The sequence below is a fragment of the Micromonospora sp. HNM0581 genome (assembly GCF_012726175.1).
Classification (GTDB): Bacteria; Actinomycetota; Actinomycetes; order Mycobacteriales; family Micromonosporaceae; genus Micromonospora.
Genome location: NZ_JAASAD010000017.1, coordinates 1 through 22,259 on the forward strand (window position 1 = coordinate 1; position 22,259 = coordinate 22,259).

Annotated in this window: 22 protein-coding genes, 1 tRNA gene and 3 pseudogenes; 14 read left to right on the top strand and 12 right to left on the bottom strand. The window is 69.5% G+C overall.

The features are described from left to right. Positions 1-853: 853 nt before the first annotated feature. Both HCA58_RS18665 and HCA58_RS18670 read right to left on the bottom strand, forming a co-directional pair. Positions 854-1,150: a hypothetical protein gene (locus HCA58_RS18665; RefSeq protein WP_169599132.1), complete on the bottom strand. Its 297-nt coding sequence runs from the start codon at positions 1,148-1,150 to the stop codon at positions 854-856. Then, complete coding sequence (locus HCA58_RS18670) at positions 1,147-1,560, bottom strand: hypothetical protein (RefSeq protein WP_169599133.1); 414 nt, start codon at positions 1,558-1,560, stop codon at positions 1,147-1,149. The genes HCA58_RS18665 and HCA58_RS18670 overlap by 4 nt, the downstream gene beginning before the upstream one ends. Before the next feature lie 171 nt (positions 1,561-1,731). Between HCA58_RS18670 and HCA58_RS18675 the strand changes: the two genes are divergently transcribed. The 3 genes from HCA58_RS18675 to HCA58_RS18685 all read left to right on the top strand — a co-directional run bounded on the left by HCA58_RS18675 (position 1,732) and on the right by HCA58_RS18685 (position 3,908). Beyond that, on the top strand, positions 1,732-2,859 hold the full coding sequence (locus HCA58_RS18675; protein ID WP_169599134.1) for a helix-turn-helix transcriptional regulator: 1,128 nt from the start codon (positions 1,732-1,734) through the stop codon (positions 2,857-2,859). Next, complete coding sequence (locus HCA58_RS18680; RefSeq protein ID WP_169599135.1) at positions 2,856-3,434, top strand: HD domain-containing protein; 579 nt, start codon at positions 2,856-2,858, stop codon at positions 3,432-3,434. The genes HCA58_RS18675 and HCA58_RS18680 overlap by 4 nt, the downstream gene beginning before the upstream one ends. 144 nt (positions 3,435-3,578) lie before the next feature. Beyond that, positions 3,579-3,908, top strand: a complete 330-nt coding sequence (locus HCA58_RS18685; protein ID WP_169599136.1) for a hypothetical protein — start codon at positions 3,579-3,581, stop codon at positions 3,906-3,908. A 52-nt stretch (positions 3,909-3,960) separates the two neighbouring features. Here HCA58_RS18685 and HCA58_RS18690 read toward each other — a convergent pair whose 3' ends face one another. Further along, the gene (locus HCA58_RS18690; RefSeq protein WP_169599132.1) at positions 3,961-4,257 is read right to left on the bottom strand and encodes a hypothetical protein; all 297 of its coding nucleotides are present in this window, start codon (positions 4,255-4,257) and stop codon (positions 3,961-3,963) included. Beyond that, entirely contained in the window at positions 4,254-4,409 is a 156-nt protein-coding gene (locus HCA58_RS18695; RefSeq protein ID WP_169599137.1) for a hypothetical protein, read from the bottom strand. The genes HCA58_RS18690 and HCA58_RS18695 overlap by 4 nt, the downstream gene beginning before the upstream one ends. A gap of 439 nt (positions 4,410-4,848) precedes the next feature. Between HCA58_RS18695 and HCA58_RS18700 the strand changes: the two genes are divergently transcribed. Next, complete coding sequence (locus HCA58_RS18700) at positions 4,849-5,064, top strand: winged helix-turn-helix domain-containing protein (RefSeq protein ID WP_254876763.1); 216 nt, start codon at positions 4,849-4,851, stop codon at positions 5,062-5,064. Between the two features lie 508 nt (positions 5,065-5,572). On the opposite strand, the gene HCA58_RS18705 is transcribed toward HCA58_RS18700, so the two are convergent. Continuing rightward, the gene (locus HCA58_RS18705; protein WP_169599139.1) at positions 5,573-6,097 is read right to left on the bottom strand and encodes a hypothetical protein; all 525 of its coding nucleotides are present in this window, start codon (positions 6,095-6,097) and stop codon (positions 5,573-5,575) included. Between the two features lie 1,099 nt (positions 6,098-7,196). Here HCA58_RS18705 and HCA58_RS18710 point away from each other — a divergent pair. The 3 genes and pseudogenes from HCA58_RS18710 (at position 7,197) to HCA58_RS18720 (ending at position 10,173) form a co-directional block, all read left to right on the top strand. Further along, positions 7,197-8,764, top strand: a pseudogene (locus HCA58_RS18710) (replication initiator). Continuing rightward, complete coding sequence (locus HCA58_RS18715) at positions 8,761-8,958, top strand: excisionase family DNA-binding protein (RefSeq protein ID WP_169599140.1); 198 nt, start codon at positions 8,761-8,763, stop codon at positions 8,956-8,958. Before HCA58_RS18710 ends, HCA58_RS18715 begins: the two are co-directional and overlap by 4 nt. Continuing rightward, positions 8,958-10,173 (top strand): annotated as a pseudogene (locus HCA58_RS18720) (tyrosine-type recombinase/integrase). Before HCA58_RS18715 ends, HCA58_RS18720 begins: the two are co-directional and overlap by 1 nt. An 83-nt stretch (positions 10,174-10,256) precedes the next feature. Here HCA58_RS18720 and HCA58_RS18725 read toward each other — a convergent pair. Both HCA58_RS18725 and HCA58_RS18730 read right to left on the bottom strand, forming a co-directional pair. Next, positions 10,257-10,328: transfer RNA gene (locus HCA58_RS18725), tRNA-Val, on the bottom strand. 50 nt (positions 10,329-10,378) lie between these two features. Continuing rightward, on the bottom strand, positions 10,379-10,834 hold the full coding sequence (locus HCA58_RS18730) for a TIGR02611 family protein (protein WP_240956484.1): 456 nt from the start codon (positions 10,832-10,834) through the stop codon (positions 10,379-10,381). A 515-nt stretch (positions 10,835-11,349) separates the two neighbouring features. On the opposite strand from HCA58_RS18730, the gene HCA58_RS18735 reads away from it, so the two are divergent. Next, positions 11,350-11,781, top strand: a complete 432-nt coding sequence (locus HCA58_RS18735) for an SsgA family sporulation/cell division regulator (RefSeq protein WP_007457244.1) — start codon at positions 11,350-11,352, stop codon at positions 11,779-11,781. A gap of 169 nt (positions 11,782-11,950) precedes the next feature. Here the strand turns inward: HCA58_RS18735 and HCA58_RS18740 are convergent, their stop codons facing one another. Further along, positions 11,951-12,727, bottom strand: a complete 777-nt coding sequence (locus tag HCA58_RS18740) for a glucose 1-dehydrogenase (RefSeq protein WP_169599141.1) — start codon at positions 12,725-12,727, stop codon at positions 11,951-11,953. Positions 12,728-12,920: 193 nt separating this feature from the next. Here HCA58_RS18740 and HCA58_RS18745 point away from each other — a divergent pair, with 193 nt between their 5' ends. The 3 genes from HCA58_RS18745 (at position 12,921) to HCA58_RS18755 (ending at position 14,658) form a co-directional block, all read left to right on the top strand. Then, positions 12,921-13,820, top strand: a complete 900-nt coding sequence (locus HCA58_RS18745) for an AraC family transcriptional regulator (RefSeq protein WP_169599142.1) — start codon at positions 12,921-12,923, stop codon at positions 13,818-13,820. 68 nt (positions 13,821-13,888) lie between these two features. After that, positions 13,889-14,344 (top strand): Rrf2 family transcriptional regulator, encoded by a 456-nt coding sequence (locus HCA58_RS18750; protein ID WP_169599143.1) that lies wholly within the window; start codon positions 13,889-13,891, stop codon positions 14,342-14,344. Positions 14,345-14,484: 140 nt separating this feature from the next. Next, positions 14,485-14,658: a DUF4236 domain-containing protein gene (locus HCA58_RS18755; RefSeq protein WP_169599144.1), complete on the top strand. Its 174-nt coding sequence runs from the start codon at positions 14,485-14,487 to the stop codon at positions 14,656-14,658. A 155-nt stretch (positions 14,659-14,813) separates the two neighbouring features. Here HCA58_RS18755 and HCA58_RS18760 read toward each other — a convergent pair whose 3' ends face one another. Beyond that, positions 14,814-15,659 carry a hypothetical protein gene (locus tag HCA58_RS18760; protein WP_169599145.1) on the bottom strand — a complete coding sequence of 282 codons (846 nt, stop codon included), beginning with the start codon at positions 15,657-15,659 and terminating at the stop codon, positions 14,814-14,816. Positions 15,660-15,757: 98 nt separating this feature from the next. Between HCA58_RS18760 and HCA58_RS18765 the strand changes: the two genes are divergently transcribed. Both HCA58_RS18765 and HCA58_RS18770 read left to right on the top strand, forming a co-directional pair. Beyond that, positions 15,758-17,425 carry a tetratricopeptide repeat protein gene (locus tag HCA58_RS18765; RefSeq protein ID WP_169599146.1) on the top strand — a complete coding sequence of 556 codons (1,668 nt, stop codon included), beginning with the start codon at positions 15,758-15,760 and terminating at the stop codon, positions 17,423-17,425. Between the two features lie 160 nt (positions 17,426-17,585). After that, complete coding sequence (locus HCA58_RS18770) at positions 17,586-19,811, top strand: AAA family ATPase (protein WP_169599205.1); 2,226 nt, start codon at positions 17,586-17,588, stop codon at positions 19,809-19,811. 83 nt (positions 19,812-19,894) lie between these two features. Here the strand turns inward: HCA58_RS18770 and HCA58_RS18775 are convergent. After that, a pseudogene (locus HCA58_RS18775) lies at positions 19,895-20,131 on the bottom strand (hypothetical protein); the annotation flags it as partial. Positions 20,132-20,440: 309 nt separating this feature from the next. Between HCA58_RS18775 and HCA58_RS18780 the strand changes: the two are divergent. Then, positions 20,441-20,818 (top strand): hypothetical protein, encoded by a 378-nt coding sequence (locus tag HCA58_RS18780; protein WP_169599147.1) that lies wholly within the window; start codon positions 20,441-20,443, stop codon positions 20,816-20,818. Positions 20,819-20,943: 125 nt separating this feature from the next. On the opposite strand, the gene HCA58_RS18785 is transcribed toward HCA58_RS18780, so the two are convergent. Together HCA58_RS18785 and HCA58_RS18790 are read right to left on the bottom strand one after the other, a co-directional pair. Then, positions 20,944-21,960, bottom strand: a complete 1,017-nt coding sequence (locus tag HCA58_RS18785) for a sporulation protein (RefSeq protein WP_169599148.1) — start codon at positions 21,958-21,960, stop codon at positions 20,944-20,946. A gap of 102 nt (positions 21,961-22,062) precedes the next feature. Continuing rightward, positions 22,063-22,218 carry a hypothetical protein gene (locus HCA58_RS18790; RefSeq protein WP_169599149.1) on the bottom strand — a complete coding sequence of 52 codons (156 nt, stop codon included), beginning with the start codon at positions 22,216-22,218 and terminating at the stop codon, positions 22,063-22,065. Between the last annotated feature and the right edge of the window lie 41 nt (positions 22,219-22,259).

The following is a 22,259-nucleotide window of genomic DNA, read 5'->3' on the forward strand; positions in this document are numbered from 1 at the left end:
GTCCGGCCGCACCACCGCATCCACCGACATGACCCGGAATCAGAACAGCCAACCCCGTCGGCCCGCAGCCCGCCACGCCGCACCACCCGACAGCATCCACACAACCGCAGACCACACCCCAAGATCAACTTAAGCTACGCAGCATTGGACTATGCCCCAGCGGCGTTCGAGTTCGAAGTCGAGCCAGGGTGACAGTTCGTCGGCCAGGAGCGTGCGGCGAGGACTCGGCGGCGAGCGCGGCGACCTCGCGTTCCAGGACCTGGCTGCCGGGATCGGCGTCGTGATGCAGGAGCAGGTGTCCGAGTTCGTGTGCGGCCCCCATTCACGAGCAGGCCTTGTCGGTCTTGGCGGGGTTGCGGAAGACGAAGGGCCGTTGGCCGTACCAGCGCGAGAAGTCGTCGACCCGTTCGAAGACCTCGGGTGGTTGCCGGCATTGCCATCGCGTGGCAGGCGCTGCGAGCACTCAGCGGTGGCGCCCCGACCTCCAATGTGGGACAAGGTCGCCAGTGCCAGCAGGTCAATGGCCGGCAGAAGAATCTCCGCGACACCCACCGGCCCAAGAACCGACCCGACCGGGCTTCGAGATTCCCGATCCTGCTCTGACGATCTCGACAGCGACCACGCGGTCGTCGGCCGCCGGAATGGCGGGCGGGGAGGCCCGGCCCGCGTCATCGCCAGCCTGCTCCCAAACTGCTCCCAATTTGAGGGGTGACAGGGAAGAAGCTCGTTACCGACCGTTCCGGCAACGAGCTTCTGACCTGCACATATCGATGGTGAGCGATACTGGGATCGAACCAGTGACCTCTTCGGTGTGAACTCTCGGCAGACCGGCCGGATCGGGCTCGATCCGAGGTCATCCGGCCTGGTGACGCCCGTACCGGTCGGGTCCGGTCGGCACGGTTGCTGTACTTCGCTGCTGTACTTCCGACGGCTGCCTGGTCCAGCCGATGAAGCGACGGTGCAGTGCGCCGGCCGGTGCCCATGGCATGTCCTCGACGGCCTGGACGAGGTAGGCACCGAGGTAGAGGGCCAGTGACACCGGCGCGTCAGCGTACTCCGCCCGCAGCTCCCGCCGTCGGGTCGGGCACGGCCACGGCAGGTCGCAGCCCCCGCAGCTCCAGATCGGCATGACCGGGCCGTGGCTGGTCACCGCACACCGCCCAGGAACCGAGCGACGCTCGCGCGGGCCTGCCGGCTGGTCGCCCATTCCACCTGCCAGCACGGGTACGGCGACAGCCGCGACCACCACGCCCGGCAGCCGACGCACATGCCGTCGAGCCCTCGAAGATGGACCGCGAGGATGGCTTGCTCCGCGCCGTTGGTCATTGCTCCTCCTCGGTCGGCCAGTGCCCGCGGTTGATCGGGATGCGGTGTCGGTTCCGGCAGGGCAGGTCGGCCCCGCACCGGCACAGCCACCTCCACTTGCGCCACGACCATGCCGGTCGGTGTCGCCGCGCCAAGGTCATCGCTACGGCGATCAGGTACTGGTCGTAGGACACTCGTCGCCCCGGTGGCGTCCTGTCCCGCATTACTGGCCCCCTCCGCCGGGCAGCGCCCCATGGCCGACCCCCAAGCCACGGGACCGGATCTAGAACGTTCGGTAACTGCGACGCTACGATCACCACGACGACGGTGGGACTCACCCGCAGTACGAGTGAGCAGCCCACATGTCAGCCGCAGCAGTTGAGTAAAGGCGGAAACGTCGACCACCGGTCAACGTAGGGATGACGCATGGCAGGTCGCGGACGATCAGCACCGCAGCGGGGCGAGGTGACCGGCTACCTGCTCAAGTTGATCCGGGAGTCCGTTCCGCTGACGCAGGAGCAACTTGCCGCCGACCTGGGCGTCGACCGTGTGACCGTGCAGAGCTGGGAGTCCGGGCGCCGGCCATTCACGGCGGTGCCGCTCGGGCAGGCGTTCGCCGTCCGGCGCAGGCTGGGCCGGCTCGGAGCGAACGTGACCCTGCTCGCCGCACTCGACGACGCCGCCGAGGCAGACGTCATCCTCGCCGCAGTCCTGGACGGCCAGGTGGATCGGTGCTACATCGCCGAACAGCCGCTCGGCTGGTGCGTACTCACCCACCGCCTGACCGATCTGATCCTCTGGGCTGTTCTCGGGCAGACACCAACCTTCGCCAGAGGCATACCCGTCGCCAACGCTCGGCGAGGTCCGGTGGCGTCGGGGCCGGCCCTGCCCGCCGACGAGCAACGGGCGTTCTTCACCCGGCTTCACGTACTCGCCGAACGGGCAGCCGCCGGACGTGACCCGAGCGTTCTGCTGCATCGCCAAGCCTGCTTCCTCGCGGGCATGGACCCCACCAGGACAGCCGCAGGATGGCTCTCCCAGACCACCACCCGCACCCGCAGAGCGATCACGTTACGAACCTGGTCGCCGCTGTGGCCTGACGCCCGGTCCGTAGTCACATCCCTTGCGAACCAGGGCGACCCGGAACCCTTACGAGACTTCCTCGCCCGCGCCCATCCGGACGACACCTGCCAGCGAGCAGCCCTCAACTACTCGGCCTACTGGGTCGGCGAGATCCCGTACCGCCAACACGACGACTCATTCATGCCGGCACCGCTCGCGGACTGGCACGGCTCGGTTCTCTTCCGGCACCTGGTCCAGCGCCTCGACCCCACGCACCCCTTCGTCGACCTCAACGTCCACAACATCTGGGCTCTGCTCGCCGTACGCCGCAGACTCACCCTCGACAACCCCGCCGAGAGCCGCGCGCTCCTCAAACGCAGCACCCGGATCCTGGACAGCGACCACATCTCTCCACAATCCCGGCAAGAACTAACCTCTATCGTCTACAGCCTGCGAGCAGACGGAGTCACCGGCACAGGGACGGGCAGATGAACGACGACCACGACGCCGCCGGAGCCATGCGCTTCATCTTCGAGGCCGGCGTACTCAAACGCGCCGCCCGCACCGGCTGGTGGTTCGCCGGCATCAAGCACCCCGAATCCATCGCCGAACACTCGTTCCGGACCGCGCTCATCGGGATGATGCTCGCCGCCATGGAAGGTGCCGACCCAGCCCGCGTATCGATGCTATGCGTCCTGCACGACACTCAGGAAACCCGCATCACCGACATCCCCCACATCGCCAAGCGCTACCTCACCGCCGCACCCAACACCACCGTCACCGCCGACCAGGTCGCCGCCTGCCCGCCCGAGGTCGCTGACCTCATCAACACCGCCGTCGCAGAGTACGAAGCGGGTGAGACACCAGAGGCCATCGTCGCCCACGACGCTGACAAACTGGAATGCCTCGTCCAAGCAGTCGAGTACCGCCACCAGGGCATAGACAACGTACAACGTTGGATCGACAGCTCACGCGCGGCACTCAAAACCACCAGCGCCCACCGCCTCGCCAACGCCGCCCTCACTGGACAACCCCTCGCCTGGCTCACCCCTCCCCCACCGGCGTAACCACCAGGCACAGACCTACTACCGGAGCCGATCACTCCAAGCAAATGACCCCTCGCTTGTAAGTTCTAGGCGCTTCGTCCGGCGGGGTCCATCCGCGTTCGCGACCTCGGACGACTGTCCGCGCACGGCGGCCGGCGGCTGTCCGTGTCGCGGCTCGTTGCTGTCGACAGCCAGCCCGGGTGGGAGAGTGAGCGCGTGGGGCTGAACAAGTGGACCGCAGCGCAGCTCGCCGAGGCACGCCTGGCGGAATGGCGACGCAACGGCTATAACGAGTGGCGCGCAATGCTCGACGACAAGGACATGCGCCTGGTCGTGGGCGAGGACGGCAAGCGGTACACCGTGGTCAGCTACGCCATTGACGACGGCGACGGTCGGGTCCGCATGTCAGTCACCGTGGACGATGGCAGCTCGTCGGCGTTGGTGCCGCTGCTGAGAGACGAGATCATGAGCCCGGACGGCACCTTCATCACGTGACCTCTTCGGTGTGAACTCTCGGCAGACCGGCCGGATCGGGCTCGATCCGAGGTCATCCGGCCTGGTGACGCCCGTACCGGTCGGGTCCGGTCGGCACGGTTGCTGTACTTCGCTGCTGTACTTCCGACGGCTGCCTGGTCCAGCCGATGAAGCGACGGTGCAGTGCGCCGGCCGGTGCCCATGGCATGTCCTCGACGGCCTGGACGAGGTAGGCACCGAGGTAGAGGGCCAGTGACACCGGCGCGTCAGCGTACTCCGCCCGCAGCTCCCGCCGTCGGGTCGGGCACGGCCACGGCAGGTCGCAGCCCCCGCAGCTCCAGATCGGCATGACCGGGCCGTGGCTGGTCACCGCGCACCGCCCAGTAGTCGGACGACGCTCGCGTGAGCCACCCGGCAATCGACACACAAGCCGGCACGGGCGGTGAACGCGACCAGGGTGGCGAGGATGTAGAGCCCTTGAACACGCGCCGCGAGGATCACCCACTCCGATCCGCCGCTCATTGCTCACCCGCCTGCGGCCAGTGCCCACGATTGATCGGTATTCGGTGCCGGGCACGGCACGGCAGGTCGGCTCCGCACTGACAGATGCGCCGCCAGTGCTGCCAGGACCACACTGGCCGATGTCGGCGGGCCAGGGTCAGCGCGACGGCTAGGACGTACTCGTCGTAGGAGACCCGATTGACCGGCTCGTTACGCGCCCGGTCCAAGCGCGTTCCTCTCGGCCATCTCGAAGGGAGCACCGCCACCTCCTTGTGCCGCAGCTACTTGAAGACGTGGATGCCCGAACGCGGGGGAATGCGCCGGACATCCACGTCGGCGAGGACGGCCCAACAGCGCCAACCGAGGGAATCGACCTCCCCGCCAACCTCCCATGGGTAGCGTTGGGTAGTCAAGGGCTGACGTAGGTGGTCTACTCGTGTTGCCAACCGAGGAGAACCACGTGCCACCGCGTTACCGCTACGAGCAGATAGCCGACGACCTCGCCGAACGCATCGCATCCGGCGAGTTCCCACCGGGCTCCAAGCTGCCCAGCCGACGAGAGCTGATCGAGCACTACGAGGTCACCGAGCCGGTGATCGACCGCGCCATGCAGGTACTACGGATCAAGGGAATGACCGAGACACTGCCAGGCGTGGGCGTCTTCGTCGCCGAGTAGGCACTTTCACAGCCGCCGACTCGACTCGGACCCATCGCTTGTAAGTTCTGGGCGCTCTGTCTGGCGGAGTCCGTCGGCATCTGCGACCTCGGGCAACCGTCCTTGTCCGGCGGCCGATGGCTGTCCTCGTTCCGGCCCGTTGCTGTCACCGTGGCTGTCGACGGTCATTCGCGCGTCACCCCGAGCAGCGGAAGGCCAGATAACGACTGTAGCGGTGGGCGGCGCTAGATGGCCCTAGATGCCGCCAAATCGGCGGCAACTCGGTCGACGTGACCGTGCGAGTGAAGAGGCTCGACAACCGGGTCCTAATCCTGCCCCGACGTCCGAGGACGTTCTACTCGCGGCGCACCTCAGCGACCGTGGCCCACTTACGGCCACCCCACTGATCCGCAAGTGGCATCCACGCTGGCGGCGCCACGTTCGCGTCGAGCTCAGCCAAGCGTAGCGAGACAGCGACAACGAACTGCAGCACGACCGTCGTCCAGCCGATCGAGACGGGTTATCGGTCTTAGCCATCTCGATCCTTGCGCTTGACCACCTTCTTCAGGAAGCGAAGGACTCGTGCCAGTAGTGGCGCTTCCCACGGCGGCAGTAGCTCAACAAGCCCTTCACCCATGCTCCTTTTCCATCTGCGTCCCTTTGAATCGCGGAATTGCACCCCGCTCAGGGACCATTGCAATGGTTCTTCCCAAGGAAGTTCGATCTCCCGGGTGGTCATTGGCGGAACGGCTATGATGGGCAACTCAGCCCTAGTGACTTCGTTGGACCCGGGCGGAAGTCCCGAGCGCTTGAACCAGACGAACACGAAGCACTCGTCGACAACTGCTTCCGAGCCGTTCCGAACTCGGATCGACCGAGATTCTCCATCCATCCATGCGGAAACCTTGCTAGCTTGATCCCGTTTTTTCTCGTCAAGCGCTTCCGTCCGCTCCTTAAGGGCCTTCCTCAAAAGAACGGTACTGATCAGGAGGGCTCCGGTAGTGCCGATCGCGGAGATCCACGTCGGCATATTGCCATAATCGATGTTGGCCACGGCTGACCAAGCTATCAAGCCTCATCCATAAGCGGCGCGTGGAAGCCATCCCGTCTGCCGTCGACCCGCCCTCCTGGGGAGCGGGCCGCCGCCCGGCCCGCCACGTCAAGACGGCCTTGACGCCCGTACGGACGCTGGCGGGTCGGGCGGTGGTCTGCTCGGCTTGCCCGGGTCGATGGCGGGGCGGGATGGCCTACCGCAACCACCCACGGACCGCGACCCGCCGACGCAGCCCCGGCCATCCTGGAGCCGGAGCGCCCCCGCCGGAGGCGCAGTAGCCGCAACCTCTCGACCACCACCAGCTCGCCGACGCGGCCGGCGTGCGCTTTCCTACGCCGCGCGGGCTCGTGGCCGCGCGGCCCGGCCGGCTGCCGGCCCGCCACAACCCGATCAACGCTGCTGTCGTCATGCGGCGGCCCACCGAGCTACCCGCCCTTCGCGCCAGCCGCCGGGCGTGTTGCGTGGCCGGAGTCGGAGCGCCAGCGGAGTGCAGGCCACGCGCCCAGGCGGCGGCGCGTGCGGCCCGTCAAGGGCCGCCTTGATAGACGTACAGAAAGTTCTCCCACACCGGCCGGCCCAGCCGGCCCAGCCCGGCCGGAGGGATCACGGCGGGTTGACGTGTCGGTACCCGGTGCTACTCTGGCGGTCGTTGAGCACGCCAGCGCGGCCTTCCCGCCGGATCGCTGGACTCGACTCCTGAGAGGCCGAGCGGCCTTCCTGTCGCTGATGCGAGACACGTCCCGCCGCCTCTCCATCGCCCGGCCACAGTGCCGGCACTCTGAATCCGCCGAGCGGCCCAGCACGGCCTTTCGCCGTCCACGATGGCCCGGATTCACACACCTTCCACGGGTGGGGCAGCCTGCGGCGATCCCGCCGGATGCCGATATCCCAGGCTCCCCACCCGTGCCGGCCCCATGACCTCCACGAGCGCGAGAGGACATCACCCATCGGCGGAGTGTGGCACCACCACGATTCCGCCCTCCGGCGTCGGCCGCCCTTCCGGCGGTGCCAGGAGACACGACGAACACCACCAGCGGACCAGGGTCCACGGCTGGTGGTGCTTCGTCTTCCGTCCCTGCCACCTCGTGAGGAGAAACCGATGTCCGCCCCACTCGCCCTGTCCCGGCCCGGCCTCGCTGCCGGCCGGTTCGCCCAGGCCCTGCACCGGGCCGCCACGCCGGACTACCTCGGCTGGCTCGAACACACCGCCGCCGCTGGCGGCTGCACCCGCCCGATCCGCCTCACCGGCACCCTCGCCAGCGTGGAAGCCGACACCGGCCGAGTCATCCGAGGGCTGCACACCGACGAGCTGCCCGACCGCGCGATCTACAAGGCGTGCGGCAACCGCCGGGCGTCGCAGTGCCCGGACTGCGCCTGGGTCTACGCGGGCGACGCCTTCCAGGTCGTCCGCACCGGCCTGACCGGCGGCAAGACCGTCCCCGCCACCGTCGCACGGCATCCGGTCGTGTTCGCCACCTTCACCGCACCCTCCTTCGGTGCGGTCCACCACCGGCACGTACCCCGCCACACCTGCGCCACCCGCCAGCGGTGCGACTGCCGACCTGCCCCCTGCCACGCCCGCCGCGACGCTCGCACCTGCGAGCACGGGCAGCCCGCGGCCTGCTTTACCCGCCACGACACCGACGATCCGCAGCTCGGACGACCGTTGTGTCTGGACTGCTACGACCACGACCACCAGGCCGTGTGGAACTTCGCCTCCGGCGAGTTGTGGCGACGCACCAAGCAGGCCATCGAACGCCAGCTTGCCGCCCGCTGCCGCCAACGTGGCATCAGCCACGCCAGGTCGTCACCGACTCCGGCCGGGTGCGTCGGGTGCCGCCGGTGCGAGTGTCCCACGGCAAGGTCGCCGAGATGCAGCGCCGGGGAGCCGTGCACTTCCACGTCCTGCTTCGCCTCGACGGCGCCGACCCCGGCGACAAGGACGCTCTGGTGCCGCCGCCGGCCGGCATCACCGCCGATGACCTGGACGACGCCGTGCACGTCGCCGCCCGGCAGATCACCGTCAGCACCCCACCACACCCCGACCGCCCGGACGGCTGGCCGGTGGCCTGGGGCGAGCAGGTCGACGTGCGCCGCGTCGGTAGCGGCGACGGTGACGTGACCGACGCCAAGGTGGCCGCCTACCTCGCCAAGTACGCCACCAAAGCCACCGAGGTCACCGGCCACGCCTCGACCCGGCTCACCTCCGACACCATCGACGCCTACGCCGACCCCGACGGCGACCACCTCGCCCGCCTCATCGACGCCTGCTGGCGACTCGGACGACCGACGGCTACCCGCACCATCGGCAGCACGGCACGGGACGGCGACCGTCAAGGCTGCCTTGACACCACAGCGAACCCCTACGCGGGACTACGCCGATGGGCGCACATGCTCGGCTTCGGCGGCCACTTCCTCACCAAGGCCCGCCGCTACTCCGTCACCTTTGCCCTGCTCCGCGACACCCGCGCCACCTACCGCCGCGCCGAAGACAACGAACCCGCCGACACCCTCACCACCGGCACGCTTACCTACCTCGGGGCCGGCTGGCGCACCGACGGAGACGCCCTGCTCGCCAACACCGCCGCCCGGCAGCGACGGGAGAGCAGACGCGTCGGCCGGGAAGAACTCGCCCACGCAGCCTGGCTCACCGGGGCCGCCGCATGAACCACGACCTGCGCCCGCGTTGGTACTCCCCCGCCGAGGTCGCCGTGCTGCTCGGCTTTGGCATCTCCAAGGTCAAGATGAAGATCGCCACCGGTGAACTGCGCTCCATCAAGGACGGCAAGTACCGCCGCATCCTCCCCGAATGGGTCGACGACTACATCCGCGACCAGATCGACCGGCAGGAGGCCGCCTGATGCCCGCCCGTGCCCGCGCCAACGGCGAAGGCTCCATCTTCCCCCTACCGCAACGGCTTCGCCGCGTACGTCTGGGTCACCAAACCGGACGGGAAACGCACCCGCAAGTACGTCTACGGCAAGACCCGCAACGCTGTCCACGACAAGTGGATCAAACTGCACCAGCAGGCCAAGGCCGGACCGGTGGCGACAAGCGTCCCGACTGTCGGCAGCTTCCTCGCCTACTGGCTGACCGAGATCATCGAGCCGAACCGGGCGCCGCTCACCTACGCCACCTACGAGACGTTCGTCCGCCGCTACCTCTCCCCCGGTCTCGGAGCCAAGCGACTCGACCGGCTCCAGTCCCGCGACGTGCAGACCTGGCTGAACCAGGTGGCCCGCACCTGCCAGTGCTGCGCCCAGGGCAAGGACGCCGCAAGGCCGAAGCACAAGCGGCGCTGCTGCTCGGTCGGCCGGTGCTGCCAGGCGGTCCCGTCGACGCGCACGGTCAGCGACATCCGGGCCGCGCTGCGGGCCGCCCTCACCCACGCCCAGGCCGAAGACCTCATCACCCGCAACCCGGCCGTGCCGGTCACCCTGGCCACCGTCCGCCGTCGACGCGGCAAGTCCTGGTCCAGCGACGAGGCACGCCGGTTCCTCGAATCCGCCCGCGCCGACAGCGACCCGCTCTACGCCGCGTACGCCCTGGTCCTCGTCACCGGCCTGCGCAAGGGCGAGGCCCTCGGACTGACGTGGGAGGACGTCGGCCTCGACGCCGGAGAGCTGACCATCGGCCGTCAGCTCCAACGCGTGCGCGGGCAGCTCCTGCACCGCGACACCAAGACCCAGGCGTCCGACGCCACCCTCCCGCTGCCCGATATCTGCCTGACCGCTCTCAAGCTCAGACAACAACAACGCGACGAGGCACGAGCAGCCGCCGGCAAGGCGTGGCACGAGACCGGACTCGTCTTCACAACCCGCTACGGCACGCCCATCGAGCCGCGCAACTTCCAACGCTCCTGGCAGGCCCGCTGCGACAAGGCGGGTGTCACGCCGATCACCGTCCACGACGCGCGACGGACCTGCGCCACCCTCCTGGCCGACCTCGACGTCCACCCGCGAGTCGCCATGCAGATCCTCCGGCACGCCCGCTTCTCCGTAACGATGGAGATCTACACGCAGGTGTCCTCGCAGGCGACGAGAGATGCGCTCAAGCGCCTCGGCGAATCCCTATAGCGATGACGAACTGCTGTACTTCGCTGCTGTACGGGCAGCAGAAAGGCCACCTCCCGGAGCTGGGAAGTGGCCTTTGACCTGCGTGGGCGATACTGGGATCGAACCAGTGACCTCTTCGGTGTGAACGAAGCGCTCTCCCGCTGAGCTAATCGCCCTCGGCGCGCATGACTCTACCCGATCCGACGCGCAGGTCGCGAACCCGGGGTCAGTGGGTCGCGAGGTAGCGCAGCACCTGGGCGATCACGTCGATGCCGAGGCTGTACTTGATCGACAGGAGCGCGACGGTACCGACGAAGACGAGGCCGACCGAGCCGATCACCAGGCGTACGGGCAGTGATTGTCGTTTCACCCAGGCGGTCCAGCCGTGAACGTGACGGCGGGTGAAATCGAGCAGGCGCTTGGCCCAGTGGAATTCGACGGCCCAGATACCGAGGCCGGCGATCACCAGCAGCCAGCCCGGCCCGGGTAGCGGGATCAGCGCGATGCCGACGGTGACGACGAGGGCGCCGAGGAAACCGAAGATGACTTTGAGTGCTATCCGGCCGGTGGGGTTGGCACGGACCAGGGCGAGAGTGGTGGATATTCGTTGTCGCCATGACGGCGATTCGCGCCGCTCGGCCATGGCGACACCACCCCCGTCATGCTGCGTACCACCGCTCATCTGCTCACGATGCCCTTTCCCGGTCGATCTATCCCGGCATCCTCCGGGTCAGCCACGAATGTCACGCACCTGGACGGTTGCGGCGCCGCGTCCCCTTGCCCTTCCGTGATCGATCACTGACCGACCGCGTCGGCTCCTCTGCCTCTTCGGCACCCGCACCCCCGCTGTTCGGCTGTCCGGACCGTGACGTTCGATGGGCCCAGCGGGTCGCCACTTCCACTGAGGATGGCGTCCGCAACCATTTCCCGCCAGTGTGGCGCGGGCCCGTCACTGCAACCGCCAACTGGACGTTACCGGAGTAAGTCGACGACTCAACAAACCCGATGCCGGGCAGGATGAACCCACTGGGCAGAATCGGAAATCCTACGCGAATTTTCACATTCACGTGGCTCCTCCGACCCCCTTCCCACCACTGGGTGAAGTCAGCGCATGGCGGAGCGTAGCCGGGAGTGGCGGCTGAGTATGAGGAAAGCGGGACACGCGCGTTCCGCAGCGGTGCCGGGGGGAGAACGTTCATGAGTGTCATCCGACCGACGACCGTAGAGGTCGAGACGTCGCTAAGGCTCGTCGCACCTGACGCCACCGCTTTGCCGGTGCGCGCCAGTTTGCGCTACGACCCTGCTGACCCGTATGCGGTCCATGTCCTGTTCCACGCGGAGTCGGCTGGCGGCGAGGCAGTCAGCTGGTCCTTCGCCCGCGAACTGCTCGTCACCGGGTTGGACGAGCCGGCAGGCATCGGGGACGTCAGGGTTTGGCCGTGGGCCACCCCACGCGGCGACTTCGTCGCGTTGGCGCTGTCGTCGCCGGACGGCAACGCCCTGTTCGAGGTACCGCGCAGCGTGCTCGTGCGTTTCCTGCGGCGGACCTACGTGGTCGTGCCTCGTGGCCGGGAGGCCGAGCACCTGGACGTCGACACCGCGGTGAACCGGCTGCTCGCCGGTCGCTGACGAGTCGAAACAGAGGCCGCGCGGATCTGCCGGATCTGCGCGGCCTCCTCCTGCCCCGACGACCGTGACCGCCCGCACCATCACCGTCGCCTTTGCTCGTCATGGCAGGTGCCACAACTGCATGATCGCGACCGAGGGCAGGGGGCGTGATGGGGTGGGGCATGGGGGGTCAACCGTGGGTGGTGAGGCCGCCGTCCACGGGGATGACCGCGCCGGTCAGGTAGGCGCCGGCTCGGGAGGCTAGGTAGATCGCGGTGCCGGCCATGTCCTCGGGTCGACCGATGCGGCCGAGCGGGACCTGAGCCTCGATCGCCGAGCGGGAGCCGGGGTCGTCGAGCGCGAACGCCATCATCTTGCTCTCGAACGGGCCAGGGGCGATCGCGTTCACGGTGATTTGTTCGTTGGCCAGCTGGTGGGCCAGGCTGCGGGTCAGCATGTGCACTGCCGCCTTGGTGGCCGAGTACGCGTACACCTCCATGGAGGGCACCCGGATGCCGTCGACCGAGCCGATGTTGATCACACGTGCGGGGTCGTCGGGGCCCGCCGCCGCGCGCAGCGCCGGCAACAGCGCGGTGGTCAGCCGGAACACGGACTTGACGTTCACCGCCCACAGCTTGTCGAACGCGTTCTCTGGGTAGCTCTCCAGCGGCGCACCCCAGGTGGCGCCGGCGTTGTTGACGAGTACGTCGAGTTTGCCGGCCCGGTCCTGGACGGCCGCGGCCAACTGCTGCGCTCCCCCGTCGTGGCCCAGGTCGGCGGGGATCGCCGCACAGCGGCCGTGCGCGGCCAACTCCATGGCCACCGCCTCGCACACGTCGGCCTTGCGGGAGGAGATGATGACGTGCGCCCCGGCTGCGACGAAACCGCGGGCGATCATCAGGCCGATGCCCCGTGAGCCGCCGGTGACCAGGACGGTCTTGCCGTCGACGGAGAACAGGTCCTGCACGTCAGCCCCCTCGCGCCTCCCGGCCACGGGAAGCCGGTGTCGGTGCCGCCGCCACGACGACAAGCCACTACCGTCCAGTAACCTAACCGTCCCGTCGCTTCGGAAACAACCCCGGCCGCGCGCCGGAGCCGGGACGATGACACCGCGCGGCGAGGGATGCGTGCGGGCCGGCCTCGGGCTAACGTCGCAGGTGATGGTCCCTTCCGGTCACCTCGCCACGACACCGCCCACCGCTGCCGCCAGCCCGGCCGAGATCGACACGGTCACCCTCGGTGACCTTTCGTCCGACTCAGGGTGGCGGCGGCCGGTGCTGCTCGACCGCGAGTTGATCGTGCTGACCACGGGTGGTCACGGGCTCGCCGAGGTGGACTTCCGGTCCCTGCCCTGCCGGCCCGGTACGCTGCTGCGGCTCCGTACCGGCCAGGTCCTGCGCTGTGCCCTGCCGCAACTTGACGCCACAGTCGTCCGCTGGCAACCGGAGGCTCTGTACGGGCTCGACGTCGTCGACGACGACGTGCCCACCTGGGTTCAGCTCGCCGGCGAGGACGAAGACGCGATCATCAACGAGGTCAGCCAGCTGACTGTCGACGCCAGCCGCCACCGGGACACGCGAGCCGCCCGCAGTCTGCTGCGCCACCAGCTGGGCGTGCTGCTGCTGCGGTTGAGCATGCTGCCGACCCGCACCGGACCGCCGTCTCGGCCGGAGGACGAAACCTTCCGGCGGCTGTTCCGCGAGGTGGAACGGGGATACCAGGCCACCCGCCGCGTCGAGGACTACGCCGACCGGCTGGGCTGCTCGGTGCGTACCCTCACCCGGGCCTGTCTCGCGATCACCGGCCGCAGCGCCAAGCAGGTGGTGGACGAGCGGGTCGCGCTCCAGGCCAGCCGGCTGCTGGCGGCCACCGACGAGCCGGTCGCCCGGATCGGCCGGCACCTCGGTTTCACCGAGGCGACGAACTTCGGACGCTTCTTCGCCCGCGAGGTCGGTATGAGTCCGGGGGCGTTCCGGGCTGCCTGCGAACGGCCCGCACCGCCACCGGTGGTGCGCCCCCGGCCACCACTCGACATCGGGGTCGACATCCGTCGGACGTGACGCGCGGCCGGAAGATCCGGGTAGGCACGGTGCAGCACCGGCTACCGCTCATTGGGCATGATGACGGGGTGCAGATCTCCGCGCGCGGCGACTATGCGGTACGGGCGACGCTGAGCCTCGCGGCCACGTACCCGTCGCTGCTGTCCGCCCAAACCATCGCCGCGGAGCAGGACATGCCCCGGAAGTTCCTGGAGGCGGTCCTCGCCGACCTGCGTCGAGCCGGCATCGTCCGCGCCCAGCGCGGCGCCGAGGGTGGCTACGCTCTCGCCCGCCCACCCGACGAGGTGACCGTCGGCGCGGTGCTACGGGCGGCGGAGGGCCCGCTGGCAGGCGTGCGTGGACTGCGTCCGGAGGAGACACGGTACGAAGGCGTGGCAGTCCATCTGCCACAGTTCTGGGTCGCGGTCCGCGCCGCGCTGCGCCGGGTGGTCGACGAGGTGAGCCTCGCCGAACTGGTCGACGGCCGGCTACCGCCACACATCCGCCGACTGACCACGTTGCCCGACGCCTGGGAACCACGCTGACCCTGCTGGTTTCTCGCCCGCTGATCCGCCGTCGGGTCAGTCAAGGCGGCCGATCAGCGCGACACCGCCCATCGGGTTTCACGAATCGGGGTTCCGGGCATGTTCCTGCCCGAACGGGAAGTCTCGAAGGGAGACCCACAATGGGTGTGATGTTGCGTAAGCGCAAGAAGTTCGGGCCGTTGACCCTGCACTTCACGCAGAACGGCTTCTCGTCCTGGAGCATCAAGCTCGGCCGGTGGTCCTGGAATTCCCGGGCCAAGGCACACCGCGTCGACCTGCCGGGGCCGATGCATTGGAAGCAGGACAAGTCCTGAGGCACCGTCGACAGGTGGGGGTGAGACAGAAACGGGACCTCCGGTTGACGCGGCGGCGTACCACGCTGACCGGCGGGCTGCTTCTCGTGACCTACTTCGTCGTGCCGGTCTGATCGGGGTGATCGCCGCCGGCTTCTCCGTTGTGGTCGGACGCCTCACCGCACGGGTGTGACGAGTACGTCGCCGCCGAGCCGACCCTGCTCCGGCATCCGGGTCACCTGGCCGGAGTCGAGCAACGCGGTGATCGCCCGGACCGCGTCCACCGCCCGGTACGCGGTGGCAGTGACGGCGAACCGGCGCAGCTCGGTGACCGTGCGGGGGCTGTGCCGGGTCAGCTCGTCGAGCAGGGCACGACACAGCGGTGCCGGATCCACCCGGGGGGCCGGCGACAGTGGCTCGCCGTACGGGTCACGCAACCGTGACCCGTACGTCCACAGGGCTTCCTTCAGCTCCTCCAGGCTGCGGTCGGATGCGGTGCCGAAACCGAGCCGCCCGTCGACGTCGACCAGCTCGACCTCGGTGGCGAGCGCGAACCCGGCGTCGATGAGCGCCGCCCGCAGGGCGGTCACCGCCCCGGCCACCACCAGCGCCTCGGCGGCCCGGCCGGCTGCGGCGGCGGTCAGCGCCACCGGGTCGTCCGTCTCCAGGTAGGACAGCACCGGCGCTCCTGCGGCACCCGCCGCTCGTAGGGCCACGGGCAGCAGGCTGGGTGGGCCGGGCATCAGGTGTACGGCGACCTCGGCCGGCAGTGCCGCCTCAGCGGCACCGAGGCGGGCCGGCAGTTTCTCGGTCCCCTCGGCGAGCACGAGGACGGTGATACGGCTGCCGCGCAGCCGCGCGGCGTGCTCGCCGGCCAGGCGTACGGTCTGCTCGGCCAGGTCCGGGGCGCTGCCGTCGTACCCGAGGGCGACGGTAGCCCGACGGGCGCGTCGCAGGGCGGTGGGCAGCCACTGGTCCAGGTGTCGGAGGAACGGCGCGTGCCCTACGGTTTCGATCGGCATGGTGTCGTTCTACCGCAACCGCCACGTTGACCGGATACTGACCGAACCACTCCGGCGCGGGTCTTGTACTAATCGTCGCTGAATGAGCACGATGGGGCGTGCCCTCCGGCTTCGGTGAACTGACTGATCAGGCGCACGACCTGGTCTCCGCCGGCGATCTCGCCGGCGCTCAACGGCTGCTCGCCGACGCGCTGACCGGCGCCGACCCGCGACCGGCCAACGCCACGTCCGAGTTGGCCGAGGCGGCCAGCCTGCACGCGCGGGTGCTCGTCGCGCTCGGTGAGCCGCATTCCGCGCGCGGCTGGGCGGCGTACGCGTACGCCGCCGGCAACCGCCTGTACGGCCGCTCCGATCCCCGTACGGTGGCCGCCGCAGCCACCCTGGCGGCGGTGCTGCACCGGGTGGGCAGTTGGTCGCGGGCGGCCCGGCTGTACCAGGAAGTGATCATCGAGTTGACCGCGTCGGACGGGCCGGAGTCGCTGCGGGTACTTGCCGCCCACGCCGATCTGGCCACCGTGGAGTATGCCCGGGGTCAGTGCCAGGTCGCCCGCGACCGGCTCCAGGACGCCTGGGAGTTGCACCGCGAGGTCTACGGCGACGGTCACCCGAGCGGGATCAAGATGTTGGCCCGGCTCGGCTCGATGCAGCGTGACTGCGGCCAGTTCGCCGAGGCACAGGACAACCTGGCCCTGGCCCGCGAGTTGGCCCGCGAGCACCTCCCAGCGGACGACCCGCTGGCCGCCCAGGTGGCGACGCTGGCCCGGGCGGCAGCCAACCCGGATCACGTGTGCGCCGACAACCCACCGGTGAGCGTCGAGGAACCGGTGGTGCCGTCCGCTCGTATCCCGACGGCCGACGACACCCCGGCCCCGCCGTCCGACACCTGGCCTCCCACCTGGGCGGTGACCGCAGCGGACCCGTCACCGGACGACGACGGTCAACCATGGCGGTCGGCACACGACACCGGCCGGGAACAGCATCCGGCGGAGGGCTACCACCCGAGCCACGGGTACCCGCCGGCTGATCACGCGACGACCGGTGCCGCCTCGGCGGTACCCACGCCACGGCAGCCCGTCGACGGTCCGGCCGGGCCGCCCGAGGACTGGTGGGCTGGCCCGGCGGTGGAGCATCCCGCTCCGGACCCCCATCCGGAGGTGCCGTCGCCGCCCGGTGGCGCCGTGCCACCGAACGTGGTCGGGCTGACCGGCACACCGCAGGGTCCCGGGGTGTACCGGCTGCGCCGGGTCGAGCCGGAGCACCCCGGTCCGCCGTCGCGGCTGCTGCCGGTGCCGGTGCCGCGCACCGCCGTACCGGCTTCGACTGGCGGGCAGAACCGCATGGTGCTGATCGTCGTGGCCGGAGTGGTCGTGGTGCTGCTCGGTGCCGCGGCGGTCGTCGCCGGGGTGTCCCGGGTCGGCGGCGGTGATCCGGCTCCACCGGCGGCCAGCGGCGCGGCACCCCCGGCGGCCACGGCGACGGCCGGTGGCGCTGCTCCCGGTGCCCCACCGAGCGGGGTGTCGCTGCGCGACAACCGGGACAATGTGACGTTGCGGTGGACGTACCCGGTCGGGGCGGAAGGGCCGGTGATCGTCTCGGGCGGCCGGGACGGCCAGCCGCAGAGCCCGTTCGCGGATCTGCCCGCCGGCAGCGACAGTTTCGTCGTCTACGGCCTCAACCGCAGTCTCGACTACTGCTTCACGGTGGCCGTCGCCTGGTCCACCGACACCGTCGCCCGTTCCGACGAGGTCTGCACAGAGCGCGGCTGACCGTCGGAGCACGCTATCTTTGGCAGTTCAGGCACAAAAAAGAACGGCCCTCAGAGCCGTTCTGAGCAGGAATTCTAGCCAATTGGGAGACGTATTGTCAACGCACTCCGGCGGTTCGCCGTCCGACGACGAGATCGGCCGCGAGCAGGAGTACGTCTCGATGCTCTATCAGCGCCTCGACGACCTGCGGGATCAGGCGGCAGCACGGTTGACCGAGCAACTGCGGTCCACCGGTGGCACGTTGCAGGACCGCTCGCAGCGGGACAGTTCGGTAGGCATGTACGCCGACCAGGTCGAGCAGTTCTCGACGGTGGAGACCGGCCTCTGCTTCGGCCGGTTGGACACCGACGACGACAACCGGCACTACATCGGTCGTATCGGCATCTTCGACACCGAGGGTGACTACCAGCCGCTGCTGATGGACTGGCGTGCTCCGGCCGCCCGCGCCTTCTACCTCGCCACCGCCGCCAACCCACAAGGCGTCCGGCGACGTCGGCACCTGCGTACCCGGCAACGCAAGGTGGTCGGCCTCAACGACGAGGTGCTCGACCTGGCCACCGCCTCCCCCACCGCCCACGAGGAGCTGACCGGTGAGGCGTCGCTGCTCGCCGCGCTGAACGCCGGCCGGACCGGGCGGATGCGCGACATCGTGGAGACCATCCAGGCCGAGCAGGACCGGATCATCCGGGCCGACCTGCCGGGGGTGCTCGTCGTGCAGGGCGGGCCGGGCACCGGCAAGACGGCGGTGGCACTGCACCGGGCCGCGTACCTGCTCTACACCCACCGGCGGGAGCTGTCGACGCGTGGTGTGCTGCTCGTCGGCCCGAACGTGACGTTCCTGCGCTACATCTCGCAGGTGCTGCCGGCGCTCGCCGAAACCGGCGTGCTGCTACGCACCCAGGGCGACCTCTTCCCCGGCGTCAGTGCCCACCGGGCCGAGCCCGCCACCACCGCCGCCCTGAAGGGACGACTGACGATGGTGGAGGTGCTGGTCAACGCCGTGCGTGACCGGCAACGGGTGCCCGACGAGCCGGTGGAGATCGAGCTGCCGCAGCGGGAGGTCCTCGTCCTCGACCCGGCCACCGTGCGCGCGGCCCGGGAACGGGCCCGGCACAGCGGTCGACCGCACAATCTGGCCCGGTCGGTCTTCGACATCGAGGTCGTCCACGCTCTCGCCGACCAGGTCGCCGAACGCATAGGTGCCGACCCGCTCGGCGGCGAGAACCTGCTCGAAGAAGCCGACCGCGCCGAGATTCGCCGCGAGTTGCGCGAGGAGCCGGAGGTGCGGGCGGCCCTGGACGAGTTGTGGCCGGTACTCACACCACAACGCCTGCTCGCCGACCTGTACGCCGCACCCGAGCGCATCAACGCTGCCGCGCCCATGCTCGGTGCCGCGGAGCGGGCCGCGCTGCACCGAGAGCCGGGCGGTTGGACGCCCGCGGACGTGCCGCTGCTCGACGAGGCGGCGGAGTTGCTGGGTGAGGACGAGCGGGCCGCCGCCGCCCGGCGGAACCGGCTGCGGGCCCTGGAACGCGAGTACGCCGAGGGTGTGCTGGAGATCGCCAGAGGTTCGCGCTCGATCGACGTGGAGGACGAAGCCGAGGGCGGTGAAATCCTCGGCGTGACCGACCTGCTCGACGCCGACCGGTTGCTGGAACGGCAGGAGGAGGCCGATCGGCTCACCACCGCACAGCGCGCGGCAGCCGACCGCAACTGGGCGTTCGGCCACGTGATCGTCGATGAGGCGCAGGAGCTGACACCACTTGCCTGGCGACTGCTGATGCGCCGCTGCCCCAGCCGGTCGATGACGATCGTGGGTGACGTGGCGCAGACCGGTGCGCTGGCCGGCACACCGTCGTGGGCGGAGGCGCTGGCGCCGTACGTGGCGGACCGGTGGCGGCTGACCGAGCTGACCGTCAGCTACCGCACCCCCGCGGAGATCATGGAGGTCGCTGCGCGGGTACTGGCTGAGATCGACCCGACGCTACGCCCGCCCCGCGCCGTACGTTCGAGTGGTGTCGCGCCGCAGCAGTACGCGGTGCCGGCGGATTCGCTCGCGGTCGAGCTGGTTGCCCTCGTCACCGCCGAAACAACCGGGCTGGCCGACGGGCGGCTCGGCGTGATCGTCCCGGCCGGCCGGCTCGACGACCTCGGTGCCGCCGTGACGGTCGCGTTGCCCGAGGCGGCCGTCGGTGAGCAACCGGAGTTGGGCAGCCGGGTGGTGGTGTTGACCGTCGCCGAGGCCAAGGGACTCGAATTCGACTCGGTCGTCGTGGTCGACCCCGACCGCATCATCGCCGAGTCCCCCCGGGGCCGCAGCGACCTCTACGTGGCGCTCACCCGCGCGACCCAACGCCTGACCACCCTCACCCCCACCCATCCCTGATCGCGTCGAGCATGGGGTTGGCGGCAGCCACGCAGCTCAGTGCGCGGCCAACCCCATGATCAACCTACGTCGGGACGGTGTGCGGCCGGGCCACCGGTCGTGGTGACGGCACCCTGACCACGCGTCGGTCCGCCGTCGCGCAGCACGGTCGGGTCGATCGGTACGTCAGCCGGGTCGTCCGGGTCGTCGCGCTGCAACTGGCTCTCCACGTCGGTGGGGGGCACGGTCACCTCGTCGAGGGCGCCCTCGCCGTACCGGCCGCCGGCCATCCGCTCCTCGGCTCGGCGGGCGGCCTCCTGCCGCATCTCGTCCTCACGCACGATCCATCACCTCGCAGAAAGTCGGTGTCGGTGCGTGCCCGGTGACCGGCACGGCAAACCCGCACCGCCGGTTCACCCGATGCCGGCCTGTCGCCGGTACCGGCTGCCGGCAGCGAGCGCCCGCAGGTCCGTCGACGACACCCTCCGTCCCGCGACAGGTGGATGGATCCGGCCGGGCGGACGTTACTGACCCCGGCGTACGGGGTAGACGCGGGGTGCCCCCGCCAAGTGCGCGAACCGTGCCGTGGCCGACACGCGGTAGCGGGGCGAGGGTCGCAGGTTACGACTCATCAATCCTGAGGAGGACAGATGAGCACGCAGGCTGCATCTACCAGGCCGATGAACCGTCCGGCGCAGGACGTGCAGAACCGGGCGGCCATGCAGGAGGCACCCACCCGTCAGATGCCGATGATGCACAACGGGCACCGGGAACCGATGCCGGCACCGGGTACGGAGACCAAGCAGGCGTTCCTGACCACCGAGTTCTGGATCTACGCCGCTGCCGTCACCACAGTGGTCATCGCCGCCTTCTGGCGTGGCACCAGCGCATACGGGCTGAACCTGAACAACCCCGGCCAGGCGTGGTTCTTCATCACGCTGCTGACCCTCGGTTACCTGGGTAGCCGCGGTCTGGCCAAGGCCGGCAGCGCGAAACGTTCCGGTGAGGAACGTAAGCGGGGCCGGTGACCCCACCCGCGCGCGGTCGTGACCGGCCCGCGTACACCCGGTGGCCCTTCGGGAGTTCCCGAAGGGCCACCGTCCCGTTGTGCCGCCGGCGCACCAGAACCCGGTCGACGTCCGGCGGAGCCGGCTCAGAACTCCTCGAAGCCACCGAAGTCACCGCCGAAGTCACCGGCGACGTCGGCCACCTCCTCCTCGGCACCGTCGAAGGCGTTGCCGAGCATGTGGCCGGCGAGCATGCCACCGGCGGCACCCAGCGCCGCGCCAGCCACCACCCGACCCATGCCGACACCGCCACGCTGGTGCGGATGGCCGAACTTCTGCCCGCCGCCGTAGCCGTGCGGGCCGTAGCCGTGCGGGCCGAACCCCTGAGCGCGCAGCGCACCGAAGCGACCGATCGTCTCCTGCAACCAGCCGTCGACCACCTGCACCCAGTCGGAGCGTTCCGCGTCGGTGTGTGCGACCCGGTAGCGGCCGAAGACGTCGTGGCCGGGAGTCAGGAAGCCGCCGCGTTTGTCGCACTCCAACACCACGTCGACGCCGTGCGGGTTGGCGACGAAGGTCAGTTCGAGTTCGTTGATGGTCTGCGCGTACTGCGGCGCGGCGAAAAACTCGATCTCCTGGTAGAACGGCAGGGTCTGCTGCACACCATGGATCAGACCACGCTCCAGGTCGGCCTTCTTGAACCGGAAACCGAGCTGCAGGAACGCCTCGAGGATGCGTTCCTGCACCGGTAGGGGGTGCACGTTGATCTCGTCGAGGTCGCCCTTGTCGACCGCGCGGGCGATCGCCAACTCGGTACGCAACCCGAGCGCCATGCCGTGCAGGCGCTGACCGTACACGGCGGTGATCGGCGTCTCCCAGGGCAGCGGAAGTTGGAACGGGATGGACAGCGCCTGCTTCGCCGCCAGTTGGAACGGCCCGCTCACCACCTGACGGTGGAACTCCATCACACCGGCGGCCTCACCGACCTCGACGCGACTGACCAGACCGATGGCGATCTGTTCGATGTCCGCCGAGGCGTCCCCGCCCAGGAGGTTGACCTGACCGTCGAGGGCCAGTCCGGGCCGGGTGTTCGGATTGGACAGGACGGTGTCCACACTGGGACCGCCCACGCCCAACGCGCTCAACATCTTCTTGAAGACCATTGGTACTCCTGCGGAGTCTGGTGCCCGTACTCCGGCGAGGGAGCGGACGCTGACCAGCGCACCCTACCGACCGGGTCTGAGAGGTCGCTGAAAACTGGCCGGTCAGAGTGTCACGTGTCGCATCCGGTGGCCGGGCCCGCACGAGGACCCGGCCACCTGCGTGGCGTGACGGTCAGCCTCGACGCCGCCGCTGTTGCCGCTCCACGACCAGCCCAGCCAGCCCATGCCGTTGGCCTGCGCGTCCTGGCGCGTCGTCAAGCGACCCCGCAGGGTTGACCGGTCCCGCGCGGGGTACCCGG